Below are 13,109 nucleotides of genomic sequence, written 5' to 3' on the forward strand. Positions count from 1 at the left end.
ACCGTGTCACCGTCCTATCGGAGGAACTCTGGGATGTCGAGGTCAGAGTCCTCATCGGAATACCGTGGTTCGCCGCTTCGTGGCGAAATGGTGGGCGCCTCCGCCGTAGACCACGCGGGAGTCTGGCCGAGTCGTGGCGGGGTCTCCTCCGCAGCGGATGGAACCGGCTGCGATTCCGGCTCCGGCTTGGACTCTTCGACGCGCGGCGCGGCCTGGTGTCGCTCCGACTGGCTTGGTGCGGCATTCGGTTGGTTACGAGCGGTGGCCTCTTCGAGCGAAGGCAGGTCGGGCTTGCCCGCGTTCGCCCCGAGGGTGTCCTGCAGGGTTGCGGCTACCGTTTCTTCCTCACGTGCCTTGGGTTCGCCACCGTCAAAGCCTGCGGCAATCACCGTGACGCGAACCTCGTCGCCGAGGGTGTCGTCCACCGCGGTACCGAGGATGATATTTGCGCCCTCGTGGACCGCGTCGCGAACCAGCTGGGCAGCTTCGGCAACTTCGAACATTCCAAGATTGGAACCACCCTGCACGGAAAGGAGCACGCCGTGGGCCCCTTCAATTGAGGATTCAAGCAGTGGCGAGGCGACGGCGAGTTCCGCAGCCTTGACGGATCTGTCGGCGCCGCGAGAGGTACCAATACCCATCAGCGCCGAACCCGCGGCTTGCATGACCGACTTCACGTCGGCGAAGTCGACGTTGATAACACCCGGGTTGGTGATGAGGTCGGTAATACCTTGCACACCGGCAAGGAGGACCTGGTCCGCCGTGGAGAATGCCTCCAACATGGAGATACCGCGATCGCTGATCGCGAGCAGGCGGTCGTTGGGGACAACGATGAGTGCGTCGACCTGCTCCTTCAGCGCGGCTACGCCCTGTTCAGCCTGGTCCATGCGGCGACGTCCCTCGAAACTGAAGGGCTTGGTGACCACACCGATGGTGAGCGCGCCAATGGACTTCGCGATACGCGCGACAACCGGCGCGCCGCCGGTACCGGTACCGCCACCCTCACCGGCAGTCACGAACACCATGTCCGCACCAGCGAGTGCCTCTTCAATTTCTTCCACGTGGTCTTCGGCAGCGCGGCGGCCAATTTCAGGGTCGGCACCGGCGCCGAGTCCCTTCGTGAGTTCGCGGCCCACGTCGAGCTTGACGTCGGCATCCGACATCAGCAGCGCCTGCGCATCGGTGTTGATGGCGATGAACTCCACGCCACGCAGACCGATCTCAATCATTCGGTTTACGGCGTTGACACCGCCACCACCGACACCGACAACTTTAATGACGGCTAGGTAGTTGTTGGTTTGTGAGGTGTTATTCGACACGTGACAGTCCCCTTGTCGTGGTCGGTAACTCTGCCAAGTCCGCCCCGGATTATTTGCATCGTGCACTTGCGTCAGCTTGCAAACCTTCAAGTTGCGGTTTAAGGTTAGAGTCTTCGGTCGGGTGGTGTTGTGCTCGCAACGCTATGGCCGAAACCGTGACGACCGCTGTCGAATGCAGGCGTGTTGCTTGACTCGGAGAGATCGTTTCAAGTTGGGGTTGAGACTTTTAGCTCCGACGCTAGCGGGTAACGGGCCGTTCTGGGCTCGAGACGTCATACATCGTGAAGCCCTGCCCTTCCGTCGCTGTTGTCAGCGCGTCCAGCACCGCGGCCTTCCGATCGCTATCGTCTGCGCTTCCCCACAACACCTGCGTGCCGTCTCGGAGGGTGAGCTGGACGTCCTCGGCCGATTGCGCCGTGACGGTGTCGACTTCACTTCGGAGCTCATCCGGTAGCGCGAGGGACACCATCGCAGCTCCCTCGAAGGCCGTTGAGCTGGTATCCCCTGGCACCACAATCTTCGGCAAGGTTTCCGCTGCTGCCGGGTCGCTCCACAGCGAGACACCGGCCGCATCCACAACGGTCACCTCGTCATCGGTCACGACCACCCCCACAGGTATCCGCTCCACGACTTCAACCACCAACGAGGACGGTGGCTGCCGCTGTACGGAATAGCTCTGCACCAGTACGAATTCTTCGAGTTTTTCGCCCACGTCATCGGCGGTGAGCTGCGCGAGCGGTTCTCCCTGAAGCTCGGCGAGCGCCTCGGCGATCGCCGCGCTATCCAGTCGTTCGGCACCCTCAATCCGGATCTCTCGCACCGACATGATCGGAGAAAAAAGTGCCACTGCGACAAAGGTCGCGAGAAATACCACGGTGCCGCCGGCAATCAGCCAGGCGGTGAGTGCTTTGCGGCGGCCACGCGTGAATCGACGCACTTCTTGACGTTCAACACGACGGCGTGCGGCGCTCGCCCGCCACAGTCCGAACGGTCTCGAGCCTTCGTCGGGATCCTTTTCGTCCTCCGCCACGTGACTAAGCGTCTTCCCCTAGTGCCTCGTCGAGGGCTTCGAGGAGCTGGGGCACGATGCGATACACGTTGCCGCAGCCGAGCGTGATGATGAAGTCGCCCGGCTTTGCCCAGCTTGCTGCCGCGGCAGCGGCATCCGCCCAGTCCGGCTGATACTCGACCCGCGACGGATCTTTGAACTCGCGGGTGACGTATTCACCGGTGACCCCCGGTACCGGATCCTCACGAGCGCCATCCACGTCCAGCACAACGGTGTGATCGGCAAGCCGTTCGTACACCTCGGCGAAGACATCGCTCATTGCTTGGGTGCGTGAATAGAGGTGCGGCTGGTGCACGGCAATGATGCGTCCCTCACCGACGACGGTTCGGGCTGCCGAAAGCGCGGCTTCCACCTCTGCCGGGTGGTGCGCATAGTCGTCGTATACCGACACGCCCTCCACAACACCCTGCAAATCAAACCGTCGCTTCGTACCGGCAAAGGCCCGCAGCGAAGCCACCGCGGCCTCGAGCGGGTGCCCGAGTTGCAGCATCACTGCCACCGCGCCCGCGGCATTCAGTGCATTGTGGTGCCCCGGCACACTGAGTTCGCCCGCTGCACTCGCACCGTCCGCAGTGATGGTGAATCGCACACCGGTCCCGGTGGGTTCGATATTGCCTACCCGTACATCGGCTGATTCTGCCTCGCCAAAGGTCCGCACGTGCGCGTGCGTCAAGGTGGGAGTAAGCGCCACCGCCTGCTCGTCATCGGCAGAAATAATGACCGCTTCGGTGGCACGATCGGCAAAGCTACGGAATGCTGCGTCGAATGCTTCGGGTGTTCCGTAGTGGTCGAGGTGGTCATTGTCGATGTTGGTAATCAGCGCGATCGCGGTGTCGTAGAAGAGGAAGGAACCGTCAGATTCGTCTGCCTCCACGATGAATTCCGAGTCCGTACCGTCGTGTTCATTTGAACCAGTCGGCTGGATCACCCCGCCATTGACGAAGCTGGGGTCGGCACCGAGCTCGAGCAGGGCGCTGGCAATCATGCCGGTGGAGGTGGTTTTTCCGTGTGCGCCAGCGACTGCGACCACGCGGGAGTCTCGCGAGAGCCAGACCAGCGCTTGGGATCGGTGCAGGATGTTCAGCCCTCGCTCTTTCGCGAGGACCAGCTCTGGATTGTCTGGCCACAGGGCGGAGGTAACGATGACCGTGTCGACGTCCTCGGCGAGGTTCGCGGCGGCGTGCCCGATGTTCACATCGGCACCGAGCTGTTCGAGTTCTTCGGTGGCGTAGTTCGCGGAACGGTCGGATCCGCTCACACGTACCCCCTGACCGATGAACATGCGCGCTATGCCGCTCATCCCCGAACCACCGATGCCAATGAAATGGGCCTTGGTGATCGACTCTGGGATCTGTGCGTTTGCGTCAGGACTAATCAAGTCGATGCTCCTCAGTTAGTGCGCTCGATTGCGCAGCGATCAAGCTTAGCGCCACGCTAGGCAAGTGTCCCGTCAATGAGTTCGACCATGCGCTCAGCGGCATCGCGAATCCCCTGCTTCCCTGCGCGGGTGGCCATTTCGGTTCGCGCCGCGTCGTTTTGCAAGAGCGGCAGGATGGTGTTGGCCGCGTTAGTGGGCGTGAATTCAGCGTCATTCATGGACAGGGCGGCGTTGTCTGCTTTGAGGGTCGCGATGTTCTTCGCCTGTTCGCCATTGCCCACGGCGTAGGGAACGTAGAGCGCGGGCAGGCCGACAGCCGCAAGCTCCGACACGGTAGAGGCACCGGCTCGCGAAATTATGAAATCCGCTGCGGCCAGTGCAAGATCCATGCGGTCGCAGTATTCGAGCACGTGGTAGTGATCGATTTTTGGGTCTTCGAAGGGTGAGAGACGGCCGACGATGTGCAAAATTTGCCATTCGTGATCCCCCTGCCCAGTACCCACGATGCGTGGCGCCAGATCGCGGATGGTGTCATTGATCCGCTTCGCGCCCTGGGAACCGCCGGTAACGACGAGCGTTTTTCGGTTGGGGTCGAGCCCAAAATACGCGGTGGCTTCTTGCCGTGCGGCCTCCCGATCCAGGTCGGCGATCTCTCGACGAAGGGGCATACCGATCAATTGGCCACCGTTCAGTGGCGTATTCGGAAACACAATCGCGCTCGCAGCCGCCCAGCGCGCACCAAGCTTATTGGCGAGCCCGGGCACCGAGTTGGCCTCATGCACAATCACCGGCACCCGCTTTCGCGCAGCGACATACGCCGGGGTTGAGGCGAACCCGCCGAACCCGACCACAACATCCACCCCACGCTCGTCGATAAGGCGACGGACCTGACGGACGGCCTTGCGGAATCGATTAGGGAATTTCACCGCTGCGCCGTTGATGCGTCGAGGAAACGGCACTTTATCGATTTTGATGAGCTCATAGCCGCGTTCCGGTACCAGACGAGTTTCCAGCCCCTCTTTGGTTCCGAGCACGATTACTTCAGCGTCGGGATGCTGTAAACGGATCGCGTCCGCAGTCGCCAGCAAGGGGTTGACGTGGCCCGCCGTGCCGCCGCCAGCGAGGAGATACGTGGTCATGCGTTGGCCCGCTTTCTCGAAGTTCGTTTCGCGCCCATTTTGTTCTCGCGCGCCGAATCGTTCGATTGAGTTGATGAATTGCTTTTCGATTCTCTCGCAGCGTTATCTCGCGTGACTGCGAGGACGAGTCCGACCGCCGCGAGTGTGGTCACCAGCGCGGATCCTCCCGAGGAGACAAACGGTAATGGCACACCGAGTACCGGCAACAGACCAATTACGACCGCGATGTTGACGAATGCTTGGAAGATGAACCAGGTGAAGACGCCACCGACAATGACGCGGCCGCCGCGGTCGGTTGTCTGCCGCCAGATCCGCAGCAGCACGATTCCCAGCAGGGCAAAAATCAGGATCACCGCTACGCCACCGACAAGACCGAATTCCTCGCCGATGATCGCGAAAATATAGTCGTTATCCGCTTCTGGAAGCCAGGACCATTTCGCGGTGGAGTTACCGAGTCCGACGCCGAACACTCCGCCGCGGGCGAGCGCAAAGAATCCGTGCGAGGTCTGCCAGCACAGACCCTCGTAATCGCAGTCACCGGTGAAGAAGCTGGTGATGCGAGCGACTCGGTTGGGCGAAATGATGGCCATAATGATGGCGCCCGCGACGGCGCCGAGCGCGGCGACAATGAGGTAGCCGATCTTCATACCGCCGAACCACAGGGCTCCGAGCACCACGGCGCCGAGCACGATCACGGTACCGAGGTCCTTACCGAGCAGTGCCAGCGCCAGCACCGCAATCACTGGAAGGCCGAGCGGGATGACCATTTGCTTCCAGTTGTCCAGCCGAGGCCCGAGCCGAATCACCATCATGGCGAGCCACATGCAGAGTGCGAGTTTCGCGAATTCCGCTGGCTGCACCGTGGTGAATCCGAAGTCGAGCCATGCTCGGTTGCCATTGATCTCGATGCCGAGCGGCGTGAAAACCAGCGCCTGCAGTATGAGCACCCCGGCCAGCGCCACCCAGGCCAGGTTGCCGGTGAGATACCGCAGCGGAATTCGTGACACAAGAAACATGACGCCGATGCCCACCACGGCGAAGATCAGCTGCCGCAAAAACTTCGTGGAGAATGCTCGACCGGCCGCGAATTCCTCAACCGCGGAACTCGAGAGCACCATGATGAGGCCGAAGCCGACGAGCACCACCACCACTGCAAGCAGCAGTGTGCCGTTGAGGCTCGCGGGTGATTCGCCCCTGGGGAGCCTTATCCGAAAGGCTCTTCCCGAGGTTTCAGCTTTCCGAGGGGTCTTCGTCGGGGTGGTCTGCATTTGCATCCACTCCCTTCTGAGACGCCTCTCGGACTGCTTCTTGGAATTTATTGCCGCGGTCTGAATAGCTTTCGAACTGATCCATTGACGCGGCGGCGGGGGCAAGTAACACCGTATCCCCGGAGGTAGCAAGTGTTTTTGCCTCAGCCACTACGCGCGGCATTACCGGTTCAGTTTCGCGCACATCGACCTCGATGACCGGGACCGCGGGCGCGTGTTGCTTGAACGCCTCAACAAGTGGCTCCCGGTCGATGCCGATGAGAATTGCGGCCTTGATTCGGTCGGCATGTTCAGCGATGAGGGTTGAAATATCGACACCCTTGAGCAGCCCACCGAGCACCCAGACCACCGAACGGTAGGCGCGCAGGGAAGCGTCGGCGGCGTGCGCGTTGGTTGCCTTGGAGTCGTCAATCCAGAGCACCTCGTGCTCATCAAGGACGAGTTGGTTTCGATGCTCATCGGGTGAAAAACTCAGAATCGCACGCTGAATCGCGGCGGGCGACACGTCAATCGAGCGCGCCAGCGCAGCAGCGGCCAACACATCCTCGACAAGGTGGCGTGCCCCCATGCCTCGGCTTCGAAGATCTTCGAGCGTCCCGAGCTCAAGCGCAGCATTTGCGCGGTCTTCGAGAAATGCACGGTCCGCAAGGATCCCGTCGACCACACCGAAGTTACTCCGCGCGGGCACATCGACACCAAAGCCGATTGCCCGGGCGCCATCGACTACATCGGCGTTCTCGACGAGACGCTCGGTTTCCGGGTCGGCAAGGTTATAAATACACGCGCGCTGTGTGCGATCGTAGGCACGGCCTTTGGCCGCGCGATAGGCATCGAATGACCCGTGCCAGTCGAGATGGTCACGTGCGATATTGAGCACGACGGATGCGACCGGCGAAACAGTGTGGGTGTAGTGCAGTTGATAGCTGGAAATCTCCACGACGAGAACGTCGAATCCTTCCGGATCGCGGACCGCGTCCAATACGGGGATCCCAATATTTCCCGAGGGCGCAACTCTCACTCCACCCTGCGCGATCATGTGCGCCGCAAGCTGCGTCGTGGTCGTCTTGCCGTTTGTCCCGGTGACCAGCAGCCAGTCGGATGCTTTGCCCACCTTGTCGCGCAAACGCCAGGCGAGTTCAATATCGCCCCAGATTTCGAGACCCTCGGCATCCGCCCATTTGAGCAGCGGATGATGAGGCGGATACCCAGGCGAGGTGACCACAAGATCGGCGGCGAACTCCCGCAGCCGCTGGGGCACATCATCCTGCGACTCGGTGATGACTACGGGCACATTGAGCACCTGCAGGATGCGCTCGCGATCGTGGTCCGGAGCGCCTGCGACGACGAGCACCTCGGCGCCAAGTTCGGCGAGCGTGTCGGCGACGGAGAAGCCGGTCATGCCGAGTCCGAATACGGCTACCTTCAAGCCGTTCCAGTCGCTGTGCCAGCTTGTTAGAGAATCAAGACGGTGTGTCACTAGGTCAGCACTCCACTCAGCAGCGACCATTCGGCGTAGAACAACGCGATACCGATCACTGCGAAGAGTCCGCCGACGATCCAGAAGCGGACCACTACGGTTTGTTCGGCCCAACCCTTGAGCTCATAGTGATGGTGAATCGGGCTCATGAGGAAGATACGTTTCCCCTTGGTGATCTTGAAGTATGCGCGCTGCACGATGACCGAGCCGGTGTCGATCACGAAGAGACCGGCGATAACCACGAGCAACAGTTCGGTACGCGTGAGGATGGCAAATGCGGCGAGTGCGCCACCGAGTGCGAGCGATCCGGTGTCGCCCATGAATATCTGCGCCGGCGAGGTGTTCCACCAGAGGAATCCGATCAGTGCACCGACAATGGCCGCCGCGATGATCGCGAGGTCGAGGGGTGCGTATACCTCGTAACAGGCTTGCACCACCGAGCTATTCACGCGCTCGGTGCCACAGGCCTGATTGAACTGCCAGTACCCGATCACCCCGTAGGAGCCGATCGCAAAAATGGATGCGCCGGTTGCGAGGCCGTCCAGACCATCGGTGACGTTTACTGCGTTTGAAGTTGCCGTGGTGATGAGCACAATCCAAATGACGACGAGGATCGTGCCGGCGATTGCGCCGAACATCATGAAGTCAAAGGAGGTGTCGCGGATCACCGAGATTGAACTCGAGACCAGCGGGATCCCCTGCTCGTTCACGAATTGCAGGCCGATCAGCGCGAAGATCGACGAGACGATGACCTGTCCGAGAATCTTCTGCCAGCCACCGAGCCCGAGTGACTGGTGCTTGCGGACCTTCAGGAAGTCATCAATGAAGCCGATGACCGCGTGGCCGAGCATCATGAAGATCACGATCAGCCCGGCAGCAGTCGGTCGTTCGCCAGAAATCAGTGTGGCGAGAAAGTACGCCACAACCGAGCCAAGTACGAAGACGATGCCACCCATCGTGGGTGTGCCTCGCTTGGCGTAGTGCTCCTTGGGGCCATCCTCGCGGATGTATTGGCCCCAGCGAAGCTTCAAAAAGAATTTGATGAATACGGGGGTCAGCAGGAGCGTAAACAGCAGGCCTATCGCGCCAGCAATGAGGATTGCAATCAAGCGAGGAGTCCCTTCACATATTCACCGAGTCGGTCACCAAGCGTACGCAAGCCTGCCGAGTTTGACGATTTCACGAGTACCAGGTCACCGGGCTGTAGGAATCCGCATAAGAACTCGTACGCTTCGTCCACATCCTCGGTAAAGGTCGCCTCATTGTCCCAGCTGCCCTGCGCAACTGCGGCGAGGTACAGCGGCCTGGCGCCACGCCCAATTACAACGGTTTGGGAAACACCCAATCGTACGGCGAGCTCACCAATCTTGTCGTGTTCCTCGATTGATTGCTCACCGAGCTCTGACATTTGGCCCAGCACCGCAACGGTGCGCTGTCCGGGATGTGCAATCTGGGCGAGTGTGCGAAGCGCGGCAGCCATCGAATTGGGGTTGGCGTTATAGGCATCATTAATCACGGTGATGGGTTCGCGCGTGAGCACCTCCATGCGCCAGCGCTCCGCTCGGGTCACCTGCGTCAGTGTCTCGACAACATCGGGCACGCTAATTCCTGCGGCGAATGCGGCTGCCGTGGCCGCCAGTGCGTTCATCACGTGGTGCTCACCAATGACCTGAAAGTGCACCTCGAGTGGATCATTGTCGGGAGTGTGCAGCGTAAACCGGGTGCCGTCCTGTGACACGGCCACGTCGGTGGCACGAATTTGGGCGCCCTCGCCGCGGCCAAACCACAGCACCTCGCCCGGAGCCTTCGCGGCCATCCGCGCGACACGAGGGTCGTCGGCGTTGAGCACGGCGATGCCGTCCTCCCCCAGTGCCTCGACCATTTCCGATTTCGCTTTTTCGATCATGTCGATGCCACCGAACTCGCCAGCGTGAGCAAGCCCGACCATCAGCACGATGCCGATATCGGGTCGGGCCATGGAAGTCAGGTGCCGAATTCGGCCGACCTTGCTCGCGCCGATTTCGGCGATGAGCGTATCGGTTTCTTCCGTGACGCGCAGGAAGGTCGTTGGCGCGCCCACTTCGTTATTGAACGAGGCGATCGGCGCCACCATATTGCCGTGACGCTCGAAAATAGCCTTCATAAAGTTCTTGGTAGTCGTCTTACCGTTCGATCCCGTGACCGCGACCACGCGCATCCTGCCCAGAGAGCGCACGCGCTCAACCACTTCTGTCGCGAGTTCGCCCAGTGCTGTCACGACGTCCGGCACCACGATCTGCGGAATGGTGAGTTCGAGTTCCCGCTCAACGATTGCCAGCGCAGCGCCCTGTTCCGCGGCTTTGGGCGCGAAAAGATGACCGTCGGTGTGTTCGCCGGGCTTCGCGAAAAAGATATCGCCCGGACCGATTTTTCTGGAGTCGGTATCGCTGACACCACTCACCAGATCGCCTTCCTGTGCGGTACCTGCGAGCACGAGCCGCCCCGTGAGGCGGTCGGCAATCTCTCGCAGTGACATTGGAATCATGAGTTATCGTCCAGCTTTCTGTTCGCCCTGGTCAGTCTCTGCCGACTCAAGCTGAATTCCATCGACTCGATCAAGCGCATCCTGAATTTGTTCCACGTCCCAACCGGCACCATCGATCATAAGGATTGCCATCGCCGCGTTGATCGCGGCACGGTCACCCTGCTCTGAGGTCCAGGTTCGAAGCGTGCGGTCATCCGGACCCCGCAGCGAAAATTTGGTGCCGTATTTGCGGGGTTTGGCCTTGACCCACCAGTCTGCACCGACTCCCTCGTGCGCGGAAATGGTTGTCACTGGGATGCGCGTCTCTTCGACGAGTCGGCGTCCCGTTTCGGTGTCGATATTAATGACGCCACGACGAGCGTGCTCAGGCGAGAACAACTGCACGAGGGCAGCAACGGCCTCTGTGTCGGTGGCAGTTTCACCGTGATCTGCGTCGAGCACGTGGAAACCAGCAACGTCAAAGTAGAGGCCCGCAATGTCGTGTCCGGTAACCGCTTCTGTGGTGAGTTCGGCACTGGCAACCGACACGCTCACTTCGCGCATGCGGGCAAGCATCGCATGCAGTTCATCCGCCTTCGCTGCTTCACCATTTGCGCTGACCCACTCATCATCGACGTGACGACCGAGATTCGTCGACATCCCTGTCTTCACACCGAGGGTCTTCAGTAAGTGGTCGAGCAAGTACACCACTGAGGTCTTGCCGTGCGATCCCGTCACCCCAAGCAGCTTGGGAGAATCCGGGTCGGTTTGAAACACCCACTGCCCGATATGCCCGAGCGCCAGGCTGGAATCTTCCACCACGAGCACCGGGACCTCCGCGTCATTGAGAAACGAGGCACCTTGGGGGTCGGTGAGGATGCAGCACGCGCCGCGATCGATGGCGAGCGCGAATTCTGCCGCGGGATTGTCGAGCCACCTGCTGGCGGTCACGAATACATCGCCTTCCTCGACTCGGCCGGCGTCACTCACCACTCCCGTAACTTCAATTTGTTCGGTGTCATAGTCATCCTGTTCGGGTTCTAAGCCGAACTCGGCGCACATCTCTGAAAGGATGCGCGCCCTGGGATGGTGTGGGCGAAGGCTAGTTTCGGGCATTGTTTCCTGCGGTAGTTACGGTTTCACTGTGATGTCAGGCCAGGGCTGTGGCGAGGGTGCCACATCGTTGGCAGCAAGTACGTACGACATCGCCTGCTGCCAGGCCGTTGCGGTTGAACCGCTCCCAGTGATCTTAACCGGGTTCGCCAAGGTCACGAGCACTACGTACTGAGGATCATCAATCGGAGCTACTCCCGCCATTGAGGTGATATAGCTATCTTCCTCGTACAGTCCGGTCTCCGGATTGACCACCTGGGCCGTACCCGTCTTGATCCCCACACGGTACCCCGGCACGGCAACACGATCCGCCACGCTGCTATTCAGCGCGGTTGCTTCCAAGGATTCAAGAGTGAGAGCGGCAGCTTCTTCGGAGACGACCTGAGTGCTGTTCGTCTCAGGCGCATCGGTCAGTTCGCCATCTTCCTGCAGGCAACCCTTGACGAGCTGCAGGGATTCCTTCACACCGCCGTTACCAATGGTCTGAAAAGCGCTTGCCATCTGCGCCACTGTCGTAGAGACACCCTGACCAAACATCACACTGAGGTTCGTGTGGGAGTCAGTATCGGCAGGATTGTGCAGGAGGCCAGTTTCTTCCCCGATAAAGCCAACATCGGTGGTTTGGCCAAAACCAAAGTCCTGCATGTACTGGTAGCGGGTTGCCGCATCCAACCGTTGCCCATAGAGCGCAATGCCGACATTCGAAGAGTCGGTGATGACACCGTTCATATTCATGTCTTGATCCGGGTGCGGCACACTGTCCCCGAAATTGGCTTCCGGGCCCTGCCAGCTATCGGGCACATTAATCGTCTCGTTCGGGTCCACCACACCCGTGTCGTACAGCATGGCCGCGGTAATCGGCTTCATCGTCGAGCCGGGCTCGTATGGGGCGGTAAAGGTCATCGAGCCGCGGAATTCTGGGTCGACTGCAGAGGGATCGTTGGGGTCGACCGACGGATACTCGGCAGCTGAAACGATTTCGCCGGTGTCGATCTCCACAACCGTGAGGGTGCCGTATTTGGCATCCATTTCTTCGACAGTTTCGGCGAGGATCTGACGCATCCGCCAGTCGGTGTCGAGCTCGAGCGTTGTCTGCAGCGAGCCCCCGTCGGTTGGCTCTGTGAGTGTCACGATTGACCCGGGAATGGCCACACCGTCACGTGACCGGATGTAGGTTTCTTCGCCATCCGTACCGGCGAGGCACTGGTCATATTGCAATTCCAGACCGGCCAGCGGCGTGCCGTCACTCCCGAGGAATCCGGTCACGCTGCCGCCGACGGTGCCATTCGGGTACACCCGCTCAGGGTGTCGTTCGAAGTACACCCAGGGGATGCGCAGCTCGCGCACCTTTTGGTACTCCTCGAGCGTGACCATCTTCGCCAAATATCCGAAGTTGGCTTCGGGGTCCGCCGCAATAATCGCATCCACACTGGTACGCAGCTCAGCCGGATCCTGACCGGTAATCTCGGCAATCTGCTGGAGCGACTCTTCGACTGTGACGGTAATCTCTTCGTCGGTTTCCTGATCGATTACCGGAAAATCGCTCATGTTTACCGGTGCAAACGTGATGTCAAAGCGGTCCACCGAGGTGGCAAACGGTTCACCATTCGTATCCACGATTGATCCTCGAGTCCCCCAGAGCGTTTCGACCACACCGCGACGGCCGTCCGCCTCGGAGTTAATCTCAGCGGCCTCGACGACCTGAAGATTTACCAATCGCAAGGAAAAAACCAGGACCACGAGTCCGAGGGCGATGATCGGCAGCCCCGCACGTGCGTCAAACTTCCTGCGCTTGGCCAAACCATCTCCCTTCGAATAGCCGTCGACGCCTCACTGATACCAA

At 60.4% G+C, this 13,109-nt stretch carries 10 protein-coding genes; all 10 read right to left on the minus strand.

Annotation, left to right across the window (positions count from 1 at the left end):
- Nucleotides 1-14: 14 nt before the first annotated feature.
- On the minus strand, nucleotides 15-1,319 hold the full coding sequence (ftsZ, locus tag ACTHXA_RS07515; RefSeq protein ID WP_441670954.1) for a cell division protein FtsZ: 1,305 nt from the start codon (nucleotides 1,317-1,319) through the stop codon (nucleotides 15-17).
- A gap of 238 nt (nucleotides 1,320-1,557) precedes the next feature.
- Nucleotides 1,558-2,349, minus strand: coding sequence for an FtsQ-type POTRA domain-containing protein (locus ACTHXA_RS07520; RefSeq protein WP_441670956.1), 792 nt, complete (start codon nucleotides 2,347-2,349; stop codon nucleotides 1,558-1,560).
- A gap of 4 nt (nucleotides 2,350-2,353) precedes the next feature.
- Nucleotides 2,354-3,766 carry a UDP-N-acetylmuramate--L-alanine ligase gene (murC, locus tag ACTHXA_RS07525; protein WP_441670958.1) on the minus strand — a complete coding sequence of 471 codons (1,413 nt, stop codon included), beginning with the start codon at nucleotides 3,764-3,766 and terminating at the stop codon, nucleotides 2,354-2,356.
- A gap of 56 nt (nucleotides 3,767-3,822) precedes the next feature.
- Nucleotides 3,823-4,905 carry an undecaprenyldiphospho-muramoylpentapeptide beta-N-acetylglucosaminyltransferase gene (gene murG, locus ACTHXA_RS07530; protein WP_441670960.1) on the minus strand — a complete coding sequence of 361 codons (1,083 nt, stop codon included), beginning with the start codon at nucleotides 4,903-4,905 and terminating at the stop codon, nucleotides 3,823-3,825.
- Entirely contained in the window at nucleotides 4,902-6,173 is a 1,272-nt protein-coding gene (gene ftsW / locus ACTHXA_RS07535; protein ID WP_441670962.1) for a putative lipid II flippase FtsW, read from the minus strand. Before ftsW ends, murG begins: the two co-directional genes overlap by 4 nt.
- A complete protein-coding gene (gene murD / locus ACTHXA_RS07540) occupies nucleotides 6,136-7,680 on the minus strand; it encodes a UDP-N-acetylmuramoyl-L-alanine--D-glutamate ligase (protein WP_441670964.1) in 1,545 nt (514 codons plus the stop codon). Before murD ends, ftsW begins: the two co-directional genes overlap by 38 nt.
- Entirely contained in the window at nucleotides 7,650-8,759 is a 1,110-nt protein-coding gene (gene mraY, locus ACTHXA_RS07545; RefSeq protein WP_441670966.1) for a phospho-N-acetylmuramoyl-pentapeptide-transferase, read from the minus strand. The genes murD and mraY overlap by 31 nt, the downstream gene beginning before the upstream one ends.
- Nucleotides 8,756-10,174, minus strand: coding sequence for a UDP-N-acetylmuramoyl-tripeptide--D-alanyl-D-alanine ligase (locus tag ACTHXA_RS07550; RefSeq protein ID WP_441670968.1), 1,419 nt, complete (start codon nucleotides 10,172-10,174; stop codon nucleotides 8,756-8,758). Before ACTHXA_RS07550 ends, mraY begins: the two co-directional genes overlap by 4 nt.
- A gap of 3 nt (nucleotides 10,175-10,177) precedes the next feature.
- Complete coding sequence (locus ACTHXA_RS07555) at nucleotides 10,178-11,269, minus strand: Mur ligase family protein (protein ID WP_441670969.1); 1,092 nt, start codon at nucleotides 11,267-11,269, stop codon at nucleotides 10,178-10,180.
- A 15-nt stretch (nucleotides 11,270-11,284) separates the two neighbouring features.
- Nucleotides 11,285-13,066 carry a peptidoglycan D,D-transpeptidase FtsI family protein gene (locus ACTHXA_RS07560; RefSeq protein WP_441670971.1) on the minus strand — a complete coding sequence of 594 codons (1,782 nt, stop codon included), beginning with the start codon at nucleotides 13,064-13,066 and terminating at the stop codon, nucleotides 11,285-11,287.
- Between the last annotated feature and the right edge of the window lie 43 nt (nucleotides 13,067-13,109).

Source organism: Gulosibacter sp. (genome assembly GCF_052090685.1).
Taxonomy (GTDB): Bacteria; Actinomycetota; Actinomycetes; order Actinomycetales; family Microbacteriaceae; genus Gulosibacter.